13 protein-coding genes are annotated in these 17410 nt (G+C 73.8%); 11 read left to right on the forward strand and 2 right to left on the reverse strand.

Annotated features, from left to right (window positions below; translation table 11 throughout):
* Positions 1-18: 18 nt before the first annotated feature.
* Positions 19-813, reverse strand: coding sequence for a TetR/AcrR family transcriptional regulator (locus Q5694_RS24070; protein WP_333935358.1), 795 nt, complete (start codon positions 811-813; stop codon positions 19-21).
* 106 nt (positions 814-919) lie between these two features.
* On the opposite strand from Q5694_RS24070, the gene Q5694_RS24075 reads away from it, so the two are divergent.
* Entirely contained in the window at positions 920-1879 is a 960-nt protein-coding gene (locus Q5694_RS24075; protein WP_333935359.1) for an ATP-binding cassette domain-containing protein, read from the forward strand.
* A complete protein-coding gene (locus tag Q5694_RS24080; RefSeq protein ID WP_333935360.1) occupies positions 1876-2697 on the forward strand; it encodes an ABC transporter permease in 822 nt (273 codons plus the stop codon). The genes Q5694_RS24075 and Q5694_RS24080 overlap by 4 nt, the downstream gene beginning before the upstream one ends.
* A 54-nt stretch (positions 2698-2751) precedes the next feature.
* Here Q5694_RS24080 and serC read toward each other — a convergent pair whose 3' ends face one another.
* Positions 2752-3870 (reverse strand): phosphoserine transaminase, encoded by a 1119-nt coding sequence (gene serC / locus Q5694_RS24085; protein WP_333935361.1) that lies wholly within the window; start codon positions 3868-3870, stop codon positions 2752-2754.
* Positions 3871-4032: 162 nt separating this feature from the next.
* Here serC and Q5694_RS24090 point away from each other — a divergent pair, with 162 nt between their 5' ends.
* From Q5694_RS24090 to Q5694_RS24130, 9 genes are all read left to right on the forward strand, one after another.
* Positions 4033-6933, forward strand: a complete 2901-nt coding sequence (locus Q5694_RS24090) for an FAD-binding and (Fe-S)-binding domain-containing protein (RefSeq protein WP_333935362.1) — start codon at positions 4033-4035, stop codon at positions 6931-6933.
* 219 nt (positions 6934-7152) lie between these two features.
* Positions 7153-8286, forward strand: coding sequence for a lipid II:glycine glycyltransferase FemX (locus Q5694_RS24095; RefSeq protein ID WP_333935363.1), 1134 nt, complete (start codon positions 7153-7155; stop codon positions 8284-8286).
* A gap of 162 nt (positions 8287-8448) precedes the next feature.
* Positions 8449-9408, forward strand: coding sequence for an EamA family transporter (locus Q5694_RS24100; protein ID WP_333935364.1), 960 nt, complete (start codon positions 8449-8451; stop codon positions 9406-9408).
* A 100-nt stretch (positions 9409-9508) separates the two neighbouring features.
* Positions 9509-10114: a DinB family protein gene (locus Q5694_RS24105; RefSeq protein WP_333935365.1), complete on the forward strand. Its 606-nt coding sequence runs from the start codon at positions 9509-9511 to the stop codon at positions 10112-10114.
* 117 nt (positions 10115-10231) lie between these two features.
* Positions 10232-11026, forward strand: a complete 795-nt coding sequence (locus Q5694_RS24110; RefSeq protein WP_333935366.1) for a TIGR03084 family metal-binding protein — start codon at positions 10232-10234, stop codon at positions 11024-11026.
* A gap of 67 nt (positions 11027-11093) precedes the next feature.
* Positions 11094-12764 (forward strand): acyclic terpene utilization AtuA family protein, encoded by a 1671-nt coding sequence (locus Q5694_RS24115; RefSeq protein ID WP_333935367.1) that lies wholly within the window; start codon positions 11094-11096, stop codon positions 12762-12764.
* Entirely contained in the window at positions 12761-14359 is a 1599-nt protein-coding gene (locus tag Q5694_RS24120) for an acyl-CoA carboxylase subunit beta (protein ID WP_333935368.1), read from the forward strand. Before Q5694_RS24115 ends, Q5694_RS24120 begins: the two co-directional genes overlap by 4 nt.
* 10 nt (positions 14360-14369) lie before the next feature.
* On the forward strand, positions 14370-16214 hold the full coding sequence (locus Q5694_RS24125; protein WP_333935369.1) for an acetyl/propionyl/methylcrotonyl-CoA carboxylase subunit alpha: 1845 nt from the start codon (positions 14370-14372) through the stop codon (positions 16212-16214).
* 54 nt (positions 16215-16268) lie between these two features.
* On the forward strand, positions 16269-17396 hold the full coding sequence (locus Q5694_RS24130) for an acyl-CoA dehydrogenase family protein (protein WP_333935370.1): 1128 nt from the start codon (positions 16269-16271) through the stop codon (positions 17394-17396).
* The last annotated feature ends 14 nt before the right edge of the window (positions 17397-17410 follow it).

Below are 17410 nucleotides of genomic sequence, written 5' to 3' on the forward strand. Positions count from 1 at the left end.
GGAATCGTCGGACAGGCCCTAGGAGTCGGGCCGGGCGGCAGCCGCCTCGCGGTCCTTCACCAGGACCTCCAGGCCGTCCAGGATGCGCTGGAGGCCGAACTCGAAGTGGTCGAACTCGGTGCCGAACGCGTCCTCCGAGAGGGAGGCCATGACCGGGTAGCGGCCCGAGGCCATCACCTTCTCCAGGACCGGCACCTGCGCCTGCCAGAACTCGGCGTCGGTCAGGCCCGTCCGGCGTTCCGCCTCCTGCTGGTACAGCTGCGTGCGGGCCGCTCCGACGACGTATCCGTCGATCATGATGATGGCGGAGACCAGCTCGGGGTCGCTCAGTCCCATCGGGCGGATGAGGGTGAGGACCTTCTCCATGCCGTCGAGGGCGCTCGGGCCGAGGATCGGGCGGGACTGGTTGACGTGGAGCAGCCAGGGGTGGCGGCGGTAGAGGGCGAGGGTCGCGCGGGCCAGTGCCTCCAGGGCCCCGCGCCAGCCGCCGTCGCCCAGGTCGGCCGGGTTGTCCGAGGGACGCTGGACGCGGTCCAGCATGAGGTCGAGCAGCTCGCCCTTGCCGGGGACGTACCGGTACAGCGACATGGTGCCGGTGCCCAGTTCGGCCGCGACGCGGCGCATCGACAGGCCTTCCAGGCCCTCGGCATCCGCCACCCGGATGGCGGCTTCCACGATCCGGTCCAGGGTCAGGGTCGGCTTGGGGCCGCGGCTCGGGCGCCGGCCGGTGTCCCACAGCAGCTCCAGGGTGCGGGCGATGTCACCGCTGCCGCTGGTCTCCGTACCGCCACTGCCGCTCGTGCCGCTCGTCATGAGCCCAGCTTAGGGCCCTGCGCAAAAACCGGGTACGCCGTACGCACAATCGGGTACGCTGTACTCAGTTCAGTGCCGGCACGGCACGAGCCACGGGAGGGGCGACATGGACGGATACGCGGTGCGCGCCGAGGCGCTGGAGAAGCGGTACGGCGAGAAGCGCGCCCTGGACGGTTTCGACCTCGCGGTCCGCGAGGGCACGGTGCACGGCCTGCTCGGGCCGAACGGCGCGGGCAAGACCACCGCCGTGCGCATCCTGTCCACGCTGGTCCGCCTGGACGGGGGCCACGCGACGGTCGCCGGGCTGGACGTGGCCCGCCGGCCCCGCGAGGTCCGGGCCCGCATCGGCCTCACCGGGCAGTACGCGGCGGTCGACGAGGTGCTCACCGGGCGGCAGAACCTGGAGATGTTCGGCAGACTGTTCCATCTCGGGGGCCGGCGGGCCGCGCTCCGGGCGGCCGAGCTGCTGGAGCAGTTCGACCTGAGCGACGCGGCCGACCGCGGCGTCGGCAAGTACAGCGGCGGCATGCGGCGCCGCCTCGATCTGGCCGCGTCGATGATCCTCGCGCCGGCCGTCCTCTTCCTGGACGAGCCGACGACCGGTCTCGACCCGCGCAGCCGCGGTGAAGTGTGGGACTCCGTACGGGCGTTGGTCGCGGGCGGCACGACCGTGCTGCTGACCACGCAGTACCTGGAGGAGGCCGACAGGCTCGCCTCGCACATCACCGTCATCGATCAGGGGCGGGCCATCGCGGACGACACTCCGGACGGGCTGAAGAACCGGGTCGGCGGCGACCGCATCGAGGTCGTGGTCGCGGAACGGTCCGAGATCCCCCGGGTGGTGAAGGTGGTCGCCCGGGTCGCCGACGGCGAACCCGAGGCGGACGAGACCGAGTTGCGGGTGCACGCCCCGGTCGCCGACCGCGTCGCCGCCCTGACCGACGTGGCGCGCACCCTCCAGGACGAGGGCGTGCGCGTCGAGGACATCGGGCTGCGCAGGCCCAGCCTCGACGACGTGTTCCTGCGCCTGACCGGACACCGCACCGAGAAGGAGGCCGCAGCGTGAGCGCCGTCGACCTGAGCACACCGAGCACGCGCAGCGGTGCCTACTGGCTGCTGGCCGACTGCTGGAACATCGTGCGCCGCGGACTGACCCACTACCGGCGCCAGCCCGTCAACATCGCCTGGCAGCTCGGCTTCCCGATCCTGTCCGTGCTGCTCTACGGCTATGTCTTCGGCAGCGCGATGAAGGTGCCGGGCGGCGGCGACTACCAGGACTTCCTGATGCCGGGCATGTTCGTGATGACCATGGCGTTCGGCTTCATCAACACCGCCACCGTCGTGGTCTACGACTCCACCAAGGGGGTCATCGACCGGTTCCGGTCCATGCCGATGGCGTCCTCGGCCGTGGTGGCCGGGCGGGGCGTCACCGATCTGATCGTCGCCTGCGCCGAGCTGGCCATCATGATGCTCACCGCGTTCGCGATGGGCTGGCGGCCGGACGGCGGCCTCGCCTTCCTGGGCGCGTTCGGGCTGCTGCTGTGGCTGCGGTTCGCGCTCATCTGGATCGGGGTGTGGCTCGGTCTGCTGGTGCCCAACCCGGAGGCGGCGGGCGGGCTGTTCGCGGTCGCCTTCCCGCTGACGATGATCTCCAGCATCTTCGTCGCGCCGCAGCTGATGCCCGACTGGCTGGGCTGGGTGGCGGCCTGGAACCCGATCTCCTCGACGGCGGCGGCGACCCGGGAGCTGTTCGGCGTCCCGGCCGGCGGCGACGGCTCGTGGGTGGAACAGCACGCGCTGCTGATGGCCGGGGTGTGGCCGGTGATCCTGACGGCGCTCTTCCTGCCGCTGGCGGTCCGGCGGTTCCAGAAGCTGAGCCGGTGACGGGCGAGGGCGCCCCGCACACGCGGGGCGCCCTCACTCACGTACGCGCGACGGTCAGAGCTTGTCGATCACGTAGTCGACGCACTTGGTGAGCGCCTCGACGTCCGCCGGGTCGATCGCCGGGAACATCGCGACGCGCAGCTGGTTGCGGCCGAGCTTGCGGTACGGCTCGGTGTCCACGATGCCGTTGGCGCGCAGCACCTTGGCGACGGCGGCGGCGTCGACCTCGTCCGTGAAGTCGATCGTGCCGATGACCTGCGAGCGCTTGGCCGGGTCGGTGACGAACGGGTTGGCGAACTTCACGTCCTCGGCCCAGCCGTACAGCGTCCGCGCGGACGTGGCCGTGCGGCGCACCGCCCAGTCCAGGCCGCCCTGGCCGTTGATCCACTCCAGCTGCTGGTTCAGCAGGAAGAGGGTGGCCAGCGCCGGGGTGTTGTACGTCTGGTTCTTGCGGGAGTTGTCGATCGCCGTGGGGAGGCTGAAGAACTCCGGGACGTGGCGGCCCGAGGCGTGGACGCGCTCGGCGCGCTCGATCGCGGCCGGGGAGAACACGCCGATCCACAGGCCGCCGTCGGAGGCGAAGGACTTCTGCGGGGCGAAGTAGTAGACGTCCGTCTCGCTGATGTCGACGGGCAGGCCGCCGGCGCCGGAGGTGGCGTCCACGAGGACCAGGGCGCCCTCGTCGGCGCCGGTCACGCGCTTGATCGGCATGGCGACACCGGTGGAGGTCTCGTTGTGGGTGAACGCGTAGACGTCCACGCCCGCCTCGGCGGCCGCCTCGGGGTGCGTGCCCGGGTCGGCGGAGATGACGTCCGGCTCGGCCAGCCAGGGGGCGAGCTTGGCGGCCTTGGCGAACTTGGAGGAGAACTCGCCGAAGCTGAGGTGCTGCGACTTGTTCTCGATCAGTCCGTGCGTCGCGACGTCCCAGAAGGCGGTGGAGCCGCCGTTGCCGAGGATCACCTCGTAGCCGTCGGGGAGCTGGAACAGCTCGCGGATGCCCTCGCGGACCTGGCCGACCAGGTTCTTGACGGGGGCCTGGCGGTGGGAGGTGCCCAAGAGGGAGGTGCCGGTGGCGGCGAGGGCGTCCAGCGCCTCCGTCCGCACCTTGGAGGGTCCCGCGCCGAAACGTCCGTCCGCGGGCTTGATGTCAGAGGGAATCCGGATCTCAGCCACGGAGGGGAGCGTAGCCGTTTCCCCAAACGCGGGCGAAACGTCGTCCGTCGGGTGAGACGGCAGGCCGACGGCGTCCTTCCGGGGCCGTTGCCGCCCCACCCGGCGCCCGTTGCATCGCCCCGTCCCCCCGCCGCCGGACGGGGACGCGTGCATGCTGGAGGGATGACGGATCTTCTGCGCGGTGCGGATCCGGCGGCCGTGGAGGGCGAGTTGCGGGCGGCCGTCCGGGGTGAGGTCGCCTTCGGGGCCGGGGCCAGGGCGCTGGTGACCATGGACGCGTCCAACTACCGGCGGGTGCCGCTGGGGGTGGTGGCCCCCGTGGACGCCGAGGACGTGGCCGCCGTGCTGGCGGTGTGCCGGGAGCACGGGGTGCCGGTCGTGGCGCGGGGCGGGGGGACGTCCATCGCCGGGCAGGCCACCGGGACCGGTGTCGTCCTGGACTTCACCCGGCACATGAACCGGCTGGTCGCCCTCGACCCCGAGGGACGCACGGCCGTCGTGCAGCCGGGGCTCGTGCTGGACCGGCTCCAGGAGGCCGCCGCCCCGCACGGACTGCGCTTCGGACCCGACCCGTCCACCCACAGCCGCTGCACGCTCGGCGGCATGATCGGCAACAACGCGTGCGGTTCGCACTCGGTCGCGTGGGGCACGACCGCCGACAGTGTGCGCCGGCTGGACGTCCTCACCGCGCGCGGGGAGCGGCTGCGGCTCGGGCGGGAGTGGGCCGGGGCGCCGGAGGGCCTGCGGGCGTTGGTGGAGGGGGAGCTGGCCCGGCTGCGCACGGGCTTCCCGGACCTGCCCCGCCGCATCTCCGGGTACGCGCTGGACGCCCTGCTGCCCGAGAGGGGAGCCGACGTGGCCCGCTCCTTCTGCGGGAGCGAGGGCACCCTGGGCGTCCTCACGGAGGCGGTCGTGCGTCTGGTCGAGGCGCCACGCGCGCGTGCGCTGGCCGTGCTGGCGTACGCCGACGAGGGTGCGGCGGCCGAGGCCGCCGCCGGGCTGCTGCCCTACCGGCCGCTGACGGTGGAGGGCATGGCGGCGGACCTGGTGCCCTCGGCGGTGGAGCTGCCGCGGGGCGGGGCCTGGCTGTTCGTGGAGACCGGCGGGGAGTCCCCGGCGGAGGCACGCGCGCGTGCGGAGAGGATCGTGCGGGCGGCGGACGTCCTGGACGCGCTGGTCGTCACCGACCCGGCCGGGCAGCGGGCGCTGTGGCGGATCCGGGAGGACGCGAGCGGCACGGCGACCCGGATGCCGGACGGCACCGAGGCCTGGCCGGGCTGGGAGGACTGCGCGGTGCCGCCGGAACGGCTGGGTGCCTACCTGCGGGACTTCCGGGCCCTGCTCGCCTCGCACGGCCTGCGCGGCGCGCCGTACGGGCACTTCGGGGACGGCTGCATCCACGTCCGCATCGACTTCGACCTGCTCACCGGTCCCGGGGTCGCCCGCTTCCGCCGCTTCTCCGGGGAACTCGCGGACCTGGTGGTGGCGCACGGCGGGTCGCTGTCCGGGGAGCACGGCGACGGGCAGGCCCGCGCCGAACTGCTGCCGAAGATGTACGGGGCCCACCTGGTCGGCCTGTTCGAGCGGGTGAAGGGCCTGTGGGACCCGGACGACCTGCTCAACCCCGGCATGCTGGTCCGGCCCGCGCCCCTGGACTCCGGCCTGCGCTTCGCCGTCCTGCCCCGTGAGCCCGTCGACGTCGCCTTCGGCTACCCCGGCGACGGCGGTGACTTCACGGCAGCGGTGCGCCGCTGCGTGGGCGTCGCCAAGTGCCGCACCGAATCGGTGTCCGGCCCGGCCGTGATGTGCCCGTCCTTCCGGGCGACGGGTGCGGAGGAGCACTCCACGCGCGGGCGGGCCCGGCTGCTGCACGAGATGCTCGCGGGCGAGGTGGTCACCGGCGGCTGGCGCTCGCCCGAGGTGCGGGACGCGCTGGACCTGTGCCTGTCCTGCAAGGGCTGCCGCTCGGACTGCCCGGTCGGCGTCGACATGGCCACGTACAAGGCGGAGTTCCTGCACCACCACTACGCCGGGCGCCGGCGCCCCGCCGCGCACCACGCGATGGGCCGGCTGCCGCTGTGGCTGCGGGTGGTGTCGCGCACGCGCACGGCCTGGCTGGTCAACGCGCTGTCCGGTATCCGGCCGCTCGCCCGGGCGGCCCGGCGGCTGGGCGGCATCGCACCCGAACGGCCGCTTCCGCGGCTGGCGCGGCGGACGTTCAGCGGCTGGTGGGAGCGGCGGCGCCCGCACCGCCCCGCCACGAGCGGGGACCTCGTCGTGCTGTGGCCCGACACCTTCACCGAGCACCTCTCGCCCGCCGTCGGGCGGGCCGCCGTGCGGGTGCTGGAGGCGGCCGGGCTGCGGGTGGCGCTGCCGCCGACCGTGCACCTGGCCAGGCCGCCCGTGGGTGACGGCCGGACGGTCGCCCTCGACCCGCTGTCGCTGCTGCGCGGGCGGGGCCGGGTGTGCTGCGGACTGACGTACGTGTCGACGGGGCAGCTCGACCGCGCCCGTGCCGTGATGCGCCGCACGCTCGACCTGATGGAACCGGTGCTGGAGACGGATGCGCCGGTCGTGGTCCTGGAACCGAGCTGCGCCGCCGCCCTGCGCACCGACCTCCCCGAGCTGCTGCACGACGATCCCCGGGCGGCCCGCCTCGCCGCCCAGGTCCTCACCTTCGCGGAGACACTGCAGCGGCACGCCCCCGGCTGGACGCCGCCGAGCGTCGGCCGTCCCGTCGCGGGACAGACCCACTGCCACCAGCACGCGGTCCTGGGCGACGCCGCCGATCGCCGGCTGCGGCGGGCGGCCGGGCTCACCGGGGAACTGAGCGGCGGCTGCTGCGGGCTCGCGGGCGACTTCGGCTTCACGCGCGGCCACTACGAGGTCTCCGTGGCCGTCGCCGAGGAGAGGCTCCTGCCCTCGGTGCGGAACGCCCCGGACGGCACGGTGGTCCTGGCGGACGGCTTCTCCTGCCGCACCCAGCTGGAACACCTGGCCGGCGTGCGGGGCAGGCACCTGGCGGAAGTGCTGGCGCAGGCGCTGGACGAGGGTAGGGAGTGAGGCGGCCGGGGCGGGGAGTGCGGCGGCGGGGCGGGCAGTGAGGTGACGGGCCGGCTGGTGTGGCGGCGGGGCGGGGAGTGAGGTGGCTCGGGGCTGTGGGGCGTTCGGGCCACGGGCGGGCGGACCCGAGTGTCTGAGCCGGGGGAGGGCCCGGGCCGCTCCTACGCTCGCGGGACCAGTCACTGCCCGTCGAGGGCCGCTGCTCGAAGGAGCCCGCGCATGAGCGTCCGCGTCCAGCCGATCACCCGCGAGGAGCACCTCGCGTTCGTCGCGGCCCGTCCCTCCGCCAGCCACACCCAGGTCCCGTCCTGGGGTGAGGTGAAGCCCGACTGGCAGGCGGAGAGCCTCGGCTGGTTCGACCGGTCCGGACAGCTCGTCGGCGCCGGCCTGGTGCTGCTGCGGTCCCTGCCCGGACCACGGCTGCCCGGCCTGCCGCGCCACTTCGCCTACCTGCCGGAGGGCCCGCTCCTGGACTGGCACGAACCGGGTCTGGAACGCCTGCTGGAACCGATGCTCACCTACCTGAAGCTGCGGGGCGCCTTCGCCGTGCGCATGGGGCCCCCGGTCGTGGTGCGCCGCTGGAGCGCCGAGACGGTCAAGGCGGCCATCGCCGACCCGGCCGCCCGGCGGCTGCGCGACGTCCGGGCCACGTCGTACGAGACCCCGGCCGGGCGGGTGGCGGACGTCCTGCGGCACATGGGCTGGCGGCAGACCGCGCCCGGCCGGAACGGTTTCGCCGCGGGCCAGCCCCGCTACGTCTTCCAGGTGCCGCTGGCCGGGCGTTCGCTGCAAGAGATCCACGACGGCCTCAACCAGCAGTGGCGGCGCAACATCAAGAAGGCGGAGAAGGCCGGGGTGAAGGTCGTCCGCGGCGACCTGGCGGACCTGCCGGTCTTCCACGGGCTGTACACGGAGACCGCCGAACGGGACGGGTTCCAGCCGCGCCCGCTGCCCTACTTCCAGCGCATGTGGACCGCGCTCACCGCGGAACACCCGGACCGCATGCGGCTCTACCTCGCCCACCACGACGGGGAGGTGCTCGCCGCCGCCACCATGCTGACCGTCGGCGACCACGTCTGGTACTCCTACGGCGCCTCCACCGCCCGCCGTCGCGAGGTGCAGCCCAGCAGCGCCGTCCAATGGCGCATGATGAGCGACGCGCACGAACTCGGCGCCGCCGTCTACGACCTGCGCGGCATCACGGACACCCTGGAGGAGTCCAGCCCCCTGCTGGGCCTGCTGCGCTTCAAGGTGGGTACGGGCGGCGAGGCCGTCGAGTACCTCGGCGAGTGGGACCACCCCCTCAACCGGCTGCTCTACAAGGGGTTCAGCCTGTATCTCGCCCGCCGCTGACATCTCACAGCCCGAGACAGAGGCAAAAAGGGTTCACGCACCTGACGGAGTCCATTACCCTGGACTGTGCAGTGCATCTGGTTGCACGTTGAGTGCATCAGGGTGTACGCACCGCACACGAGCAGCACCCCGGACCCCGACCCTCGAGCACAGGACCCGCCCGTGACCACGCCGGAGACCACCGCCCCACCCCAGTCCACGACCGGTGCCGCCGGCTCCCCGTCCGCCGGCCCGGGCCGCTTCGGCTCCCTCGGGCCCGTGGGCCTGGTGCTCGCGGGCGGGGTCTCCGTGCAGTTCGGCGCCGCGGTCGCGGTGACGCTGATGCCGAGGGCCGGAGCCCTCGGGGTCGTGGCGCTGCGGCTGCTGGTGGCCGCGGTCGTCCTGCTGCTGGTCTGCCGGCCGCGGCTGCGCGGCCACTCCCGCGCCGACTGGGGCACCGTCGTCGCCTTCGGCGTCACCATGGCCGCGATGAACGGCCTCTTCTACCAGGCCGTCGCCCGCATCCCGCTGGGTCCCGCCGTCACCCTGGAGGTCCTCGGCCCGCTCGCCCTGTCGGTCGTGGCCTCCCGCCGCGCGATCAACGTCGTCTGGGCGGCCCTCGCGCTCGCCGGTGTCTTCCTTCTCGGCGGGGGCGGCTTCAGCGGCCTCGATCCCGTGGGAGCGGCCTTCGCCCTGGGCGCCGGAGCCATGTGGGCCGCCTACATCGTCTTCAGCGCCCGTACGGGCCGCCGCTTTCCCCAGGCCGACGGTCTCGCGCTGGCGATGGCGGTCGGGGCGGTGCTGTTCCTGCCCCTGGGGCTCGCCGAGTCCGGTGCGAAGCTGTTCGACCCGGTGACCCTGGGGCTGGGCGCGGCGGTGGCCCTGCTCTCCTCCGTCCTGCCCTACACCCTCGAACTGCTCGCCCTGCGCCGCCTGCCCTCCTCGACCTTCGCGATCCTGATGAGCCTGGAGCCGGCGCTCGCGGCGGCGGCCGGCTTCCTCATCCTCGACCAGGCCCTCGCCGCGACCGAGGCCGCCGCGATCGCCCTCGTCATCGCGGCGAGCATGGGCGCGGTCCGCACCCAGGTGGGCCGTGGCCGCAAGAAGAGGGCAGCGCTGGAGAGCACGGGACTGGAGGGCTAGGTGTGCTGTCCCGGGACGGTGCCCGGGACGCGGGGCGGGGGCATCGGGTCGTGTCGCCGTGCGGCCGCGGTTGTCGGTGGCCGGTGCGACACTCCCCGGCATGAGCGCACATGACCCGAAGTCGGACCTCCTGCGCTACCTCCAGGAGGCCCGGGACGCCCTGCTGTGGAAGCTCGACGGCCTTTCCGAGTACGACGTCCGCCGCCCCCTCACACCGACCGGCACCAATCTCCTCGGGCTGGTCAAGCACGCCGCCGGGGTGGAACTGGGGTACTTCGGCGACACCTTCGGCAGGCCCTTCTTCGCCGCGGCGGACGTGCCCCCCTGGTGGTACACGCGGGACGCCGAGCCCAACGCCGACATGTGGGCCACGCCCGAGGAGACCCGCGAGGAGATCACCGGGCTCTACCGCCGCGCCTGGGAGCACGCGGACACCACGATCGCGAGCCTGCCGTTGAAGGCCACCGGCCGTGTCCCCTGGTGGCCGCCCGAGCGGTGCGAGACCACGCTGCACCACGTCCTGGCCCGCGTGACCGCCGACACCAGCCGGCACGCCGGACACGCGGACATCGTGCGGGAACTGATCGACGGGTCGGTCGGCCTCGCCGTGGGCAGGGACAACATGCCCGAGGGTGACCGGGCCTGGTGGGCGTCCCACCGCGACCGCCTGGAACGCGCGGCCCGCGAGGCGGCCGGAGGGAACTGACGGTACGCGCCCCGCGCACCTTTTCATGCAAGCACGCTTGATTGTTTCTCGGGCCGCTGCCATGCTCCTCAGCACGCCGCACCACCCCGCACACCGCCGTGTCCCGAGGGAGCGCCCGTGTCCGATCCGACGCCGGTGATCGACGACCTGCGCGAGGAGAGCGAGGAACTGGACGCGCTCGTCGCCGGGCTGAGCCCGCAGCGCTGGGCGCTCGCGACGCCCGCCCCCGGCTGGACCGTGGCCCACCAGATCGCCCACCTCGCCTGGACCGACCGCTCGGCCCTGCTCGCCGTCACGGACACCGGCGCCTTCCACGCCCTGGTCGACAAGGCGCTCGCGGCCCCGGGCTCCTTCGTCGACGAGGGTGCCGAGGAGGGCGCCGCGCTGCCGCCCGCCGAGCTGCTCACCCGGTGGCGGGAGGGGCGTACGGACCTGGAGCGGGCCCTGCGGGCCGCCCCGCCCCCGGCGCGCTTCCCCTGGTACGGCCCGCCCATGTCGGTCGCCTCCATGGCGACGGCCCGGCTCATGGAGACCTGGGCCCACGGGCAGGACGTGGCCGACACCCTGGGTGTGGTGCGCCCACCCACCGACCGGCTGCGCCATGTGGCCCGGCTCGGGGTCCGGACCCGGGACTTCGCCTACAGCGTGCACGGGCTGACCCCGCCTGCGGCGCCCTTCCGCGTCGAACTCCTCGCCCCCTCGGGCGACGTGTGGGCCTACGGCCCCGAGGACGCCCCGCAGCGCGTGACCGGACCCGCCGTCGACTTCTGTCTGCTGGTCACCCAGCGCGCCCACCGCGGCGACCTGGCCCTGCGGGCCGACGGCCCCGACGCCGACCGCTGGCTGGACATCGCGCAGGCGTTCGCCGGGCCACCGGGCGGCGGACGCCCGCCGAAGGGAGCCGATTCGTGACGGGCCGGGACACCGGGGCGGCGCCCGGCGCCTGGGCGATCCCGGGCGCCGGCGGGAGGGCCGCGTCATGACGGTCCTGCGCATCGGCAACGCCTCCGGCTTCTACGGCGACCGCTTCGACGCCATGCGCGAGATGCTCACCGGCGGCGAACTGGACGTCCTCACCGGCGACTACCTCGCCGAGCTGACCATGCTGATCCTCGGCCGCGACCGGCTGAAGGACCCGGCCGCGGGATACGCCCGCACGTTCCTGCGGCAGCTGGAGGAGTGCCTCGGGCTCGCCCACGAGCGGGGCGTGCGGATCGTCGCCAACGCGGGCGGCCTCAACCCGGCCGGGCTCGCCGACGCCGTACGGAAGCTGGCCGGCCGGCTGGGGCTGCCCGTGCGGGTCGCCCACGTGGAGGGCGACGACCTGACCGCGGCCCACCCGGGGAGCCTGGCCGCCCACGCCTACCTCGGCGGCTTCGGCATCGCGGCCTGCCTGCGGGAGGGCGCCGACGTCGTGGTCACCGGGCGGGTCACGGACGCGGCCCTGGTCACCGGGCCCGCCGCCGCCCACTTCGGCTGGCAGCCCGGTGCGTACGACCGGCTGGCCGGGGCCGTGGTCGCCGGGCACGTACTCGAGTGCGGCACCCAGGCCACCGGCGGCAACTACGCCTTCTTCCGCGACGGCGACGTCCGCCGCCCCGGCTTCCCGCTCGCCGAACTGCACGAGGACGGCGGCTGCGTCGTCACCAAGCACCCCGGCACCGGCGGTTTCGTCGACGTCGGCACGGTCACGGCCCAGTTGCTGTACGAGACGGCGGGCGCCCGGTACGCGGGGCCGGACGTCACCGCCCGGCTGGACACCGTCCGGCTCGGCTCCGACGGGCCCGACCGGGTGCGGATCGAGGGCGTGCGCGGGGAGGCACCGCCGCCCACCCTCAAGGTCGGGCGCAACCGCCTCGGCGGGTTCCGCAACGAGGTCGTCTTCGTGCTCACCGGGCTGGACGTCGAGGCAAAGGCGGCCCTGGTCAGGGAGCAGCTGGAGCCCGCCCTGGGCACGGTCGCCGAGGCGCGCTGGGAACTCGCGCGCACCGACCAGCCCGACGCCGGCACGCAGGAGACCGCCAGCGCCCTGCTGCGGCTCGTCGTCAAGGACCCCGACCAGCAGGCCGTGGGACGTGCCCTGAGCGGGGCCGCGGTGGAGCTGGCCCTGGCGAGCTACCCCGGCTTCCATGTGCTGGCCCCACCCTCCAAGGGCTCGCCCTACGGGGTGTTCGAGGAGGTGTACGTCCCCCATGGGGCCGTCGACCATGTGGCCGTCCTCCATGACGGGCGCCGGATCAACGTGCCGCCCCCGCAGGACACCCGGGCCCTCGAACCCGTACCGGAGCCCGCGCTGCCCGAACCGCTGCCGGCCGGGCCGTGCCGCCGGGCACCGCTGGGGCTGGTCGCCGGGGCCCGCAGCGGGGACAAGGGCGGCGACGCCAACGTCGGCGTGTGGGTCCGCACCGACCAGGCGTGGCGCTGGCTCGCGCACGAACTGACCACCGACCGGTTCCGGGAGCTGATCCCCGAGAGCCGCGACCTGACCGTCCGACGGCACGTGCTGCCGGCCCTGCGCGCCCTGAACTTCGTCGTCGAGGGGATCCTCGGCGCCGGCGTCGCCGCGCAGCACCGCTTCGACCCGCAGGCCAAGGCCCTCGGCGAATGGCTGCGCTCCCGCCACCTGGAGATACCGGAGGCCCTGCTGTGACCGTCCTGACCTCCGCCCTCGACCCCGGCAGCCCCGAGTTCCGGGCCAACCGCGAGGCGATGCTCGACAAGCTCGCCGCGCTCGACGCCGAACACGCCAAGGCCCTCGCGGGCGGCGGCGACAAGTACGTCGCACGGCACCGGGCGCGCGGCAAACTCCTCGCCCGCGAGCGCATCGAACTGCTCCTCGACCCGGACACGCCCTTCCTGGAACTGTCCCCGCTGGCCGGATGGGGCAGCGACTACACCGTCGGCGCCTCCCTCGTCACCGGTATCGGCGTCGTGGAGGGCGTCGAGTGCCTGATCACCGCCAACGACCCGACCGTGCGCGGCGGGGCGAGCAACCCCTGGTCGCTGAGGAAGGCCCTGCGCGCCAACGACATCGCCCTCGCCAACCGGCTGCCCGTGATCAGCCTGGTGGAGTCCGGCGGCGCCGACCTGCCGTCCCAGAAGGAGATCTTCATCCCCGGCGGCGCCATCTTCCGCGACCTCACCCGGCTGTCCGCCGCCGGCATCCCCACCGTCGCGGTCGTCTTCGGCAACTCCACCGCGGGCGGCGCCTACGTCCCCGGCATGTCCGACCACGTGATCATGGTCGAGAAGCGCGCGAAGGTGTTCCTCGGAGGCCCGCCGCTGGTGAAGATGGCGACCGGCGAGGAGAGCGACGACGAGTCCCTGGGCGGTGCGGAGATGCACGCGCGCACCTCGGGCCTCGCCGACCACTTCGCCGTCGACGAGCCCGACGCCCTGCGGCAGGCCCGGCGCGTGGTCGCCCGCCTCAACCACCGCAAGGCGTACGGCGATCCCGGCCCGGCCGAACCACCCAAGTACGACGCCGGGGAGCTGCTCGGCATCGTCCCGGGCGACCTGAAGACCCCCTTCGACCCGCGCGAGGTCATCGCCCGCCTCGTCGACGCCTCCGACTTCGACGAGTTCAAGCCGTTGTACGGCACCAGCCTGACCACCGGCTGGGCCACGCTGCACGGCTATCCGGTCGGCATCCTCGCCAACGCCCGGGGCGTGCTGTTCAGCGCGGAGTCGCAGAAGGCCGCCCAGTTCATCCAGCTCGCCAACCAGCGCGACATCCCGCTGCTCTTCCTGCACAACACCACCGGCTACATGGTCGGCAAGGAGTACGAGCAGGGCGGCATCATCAAGCACGGCGCCATGATGATCAACGCCGTCAGCAACTCCACGGTCCCCCACCTGTCCGTCCTGATGGGCGCCTCCTACGGCGCCGGGCACTACGGCATGTGCGGCCGCGCCTACGACCCGCGCTTCCTGTTCGCCTGGCCCAGCGCCAAGTCCGCCGTCATGGGCCCGCAGCAGCTCGCGGGCGTCCTGTCGATCGTCGCCCGCCAGTCGGCCGCCGCCAAGGGACACCCCTACGACGACGAGGCCGACGCGGCGCTGCGCGCCATGGTGGAGCAGCAGATCGAGTCCGAGTCGATGCCGATGTTCCTGTCCGGGCGGCTCTACGACGACGGCGTCATCGACCCGCGCGACACCCGCACCGTCCTCGGCCTGTGCCTGTCCGCGATCCACACCGCCCCCTACGAGGGCGCGCGCGGCGGCTTCGGCGTCTTCCGGATGTGAGGAACCCCCAGTGATCTGTTCTGTACTCGTCGCCAACCGGGGCGAGATCGCCTGCCGGGTCTTCCGCACCTGCCGCGAACTGGGCATCCGAACCGTCGCCGTGCACTCGGACGCCGACGCGAGGGCCCTGCACACACGCGCGGCCGACACGAGCGTACGGCTGCCGGGGGACACGCCCGCCGACACCTACCTGCGCGGCGACCTGATCGTGAAGGCCGCCCTCGCGGCCGGCGCCGACGCCGTGCACCCCGGCTACGGCTTCCTCTCCGAGAACGCCGCCTTCGCCCGGGCCGTGCGGGACGCGGGCCTGGTGTGGATCGGACCGCCCCCCGAGGCCATCGAGGCCATGGCGTCCAAGACCCGCGCCAAGCAGCTCATGGGCATCGCACCCCTCACCGAGGTCACCGAGGCCGACCTGCCGGTGCTGGTGAAGGCCGCGGCGGGCGGCGGAGGCCGCGGCATGCGCGTCGTACGGCACCTCGCGGACCTGGACGCCGAACTCGCCGCCGCCCGCGCCGAAGCGGCCGCCGCCTTCGGCGACGGGGAGGTGTTCGTCGAGCCGTACCTCGAGAACGGCCGCCACGTCGAGGTGCAGATCCTCGCCGACACCCACGGCACCGTCCACGCGCTCGGCACCCGCGACTGCTCCCTGCAGCGCCGCCACCAGAAGGTCGTCGAGGAGGCCCCCGCGCCCGGCCTGACCGACGGACTGCGCCGGGAACTCGCCGCCCTCGCCGTCCGGGCCGCCCGGGCCGTCGACTACGTGGGCGCCGGCACCGTCGAGTTCCTCGTCGCCGGTGACCGCGCCCACTTCCTGGAGATGAACACCCGCCTCCAGGTCGAACACCCCGTCACCGAGGCCGTGTTCGGCGTCGACCTGGTCGCCGAGCAGATCCGCGTCGCCGAGGGCCACCCCCTGGCGGCCGAACCGCCGCCCGCCCGCGGCCACGCCGTCGAGGCCCGCCTGTACGCCGAGGACCCCGCCCGCGACTGGTCCCCGCAGACGGGCCGCCTGCACCGTCTCGCCGTCCCGGAGGGCGTCCGCCTGGACACGGGCTACACCGACGGCGACGACATCGGCGTCCACTACGACCCGATGATCGCCAAGGTCGTGGCGCACGCCCCCACCCGCCCCGAGGCCCTGCGCCGGCTCGCCTCCGCCCTCGAACGCGCGGCGATCCACGGCCCCGTCACCAACCGCGACCTCCTGGTCCGCTCCCTGCGCCACCCGGAGTTCACCGCCGCCCGCATGGACACCGGCTTCTACGACCGCCACCTCGCGGGCCTGACCGAACCGGCCCCGGACCCGCACGCCCCCCTGGCCGCCGCCCTCGCCGACGCCCACGGCCGCTCCCGCTTCGGCGGCTGGCGCAACGTCCCCTCCCAGCCGCAGACCAAGCGCTACCTGATGGCCGGCGAGGAGCACGAGGCGCGTTACCGGCACGGCAGGAACGGCCCCGAGGCCGACGGCGTGCGGGTCGTGCACGCCGACGCCCACCTCGTCGTCCTCGACGTGGACGGCGTGCGGCGCACCTACGAAGTCGCCCGCCACGGCGAGCGGGTGTACGTCAACACCGCCCTCCTGACCGCCCTGCCCCGCTTCCCCGACCCCACCGCCCGGCACGCCCCCGGCTCCCTCCTGGCGCCCATGCCGGGCACGGTCGTCCGCGTCGCCGACGGGCTCACGGCCGGGACGCCGGTGCGGGCCGGCGAGCCCCTGCTCTGGCTGGAGGCGATGAAGATGCAGCACAGGATCACCGCCCCGGTGACGGGAACACTGACCGACCTGTGCGTCGCGTCAGGGCAACAGGTCGAACCGGGCGCGCTGCTGGCCGTGGTGAAGGAAGCCTCTTAGGGGGCGGGGAACTGCGCGACAAGCCACATCCGGCCCGCACCGAAAGGAACTCCCATGGACACCGAAGAGCACAAGGCGCTCCGAGAAGCCGTCGCCGCCCTCGGCACGCGGCACGGCCCCGGAGGCGACCCCACCCACCTCTGGTCGGACGCAGGCGGACTCGGCTACCTCGGAGTCAACCTCCCCGAGGAGTACGGAGGCGGCGGCGGCGGAATCTCCGAACTCTCCATCGTCCTCGAGGAACTGGGCGCGGCGGGCTGCCCCCTCCTCATGCTGGTGGTCTCACCCGCCATCTGCGGCACCGTCATCGCCCGCTTCGGCACCGACGCCCAGAAGCGGGAGTGGCTGCCCGGCCTGTCCGACGGCACCCGCCGGATGGCCTTCGGCATCACCGAACCCGACGCCGGTTCCAACAGCCACCGCATCACCACCACCGCCCGCCGCGACCGGGGCACCGGCGGCTGGATCCTCACCGGCCGCAAGGTCTTCATCTCCGGCGTCGACATCGCCGACGCCACCCTGATCGTCGGCCGCACCGAGGACGCCCGCACCGGACGCCTCAAACCCTGCCTGTTCATCGTCCCGCGCGACACCCCCGGCTTCACCCGCCGCCCCATCGACATGGAACTCCACGCGGCGGAGAAGCAGTTCGAACTCGTCCTGGACGACGTGCGCCTGCCCGCCGAGGCCCTGGTCGGCGACGAGGACGCGGGTCTGCTCCAGTTGTTCGCCGGCCTCAACCCCGAGCGCATCATGACGGCCGCCTTCGCGATCGGCATGGGCCGCCACGCCCTCGCCAAGGCCGTCGGCTACGCCCGCGACCGCACCGTCTGGAACACCCCCATCGGCGCCCACCAGGCCGTCGCCCACCCCCTCGCCCAGGCGCACATCGACCTCGAACTGGCCCGCCTGATGATGCAGAAGGCCGCCCACCTCTACGACACCGGTGACGACACCGGCGCCGGAGAAGCCGCCAACATGGCCAAGTACGCCGCCGGAGAGGCCTGCGTCAAGGCCGTCGACCAGGCCGTGCACACCCTCGGCGGCAACGGCCTCACCCGCGAGTACGGCCTGGCCCGGCTGATAACGGCCGCGCGCGTGGCTCGTATCGCGCCGGTCAGCCGGGAGATGATTCTCAACTACGTCTCCCACCAGACTCTGGGCCTGCCCAAGTCGTACTGAGACGGCCCGCGCCG

This window comes from Streptomyces sp. AHA2, assembly GCF_036857595.1.
Taxonomy (GTDB): domain Bacteria; phylum Actinomycetota; class Actinomycetes; order Streptomycetales; family Streptomycetaceae; genus Streptomyces.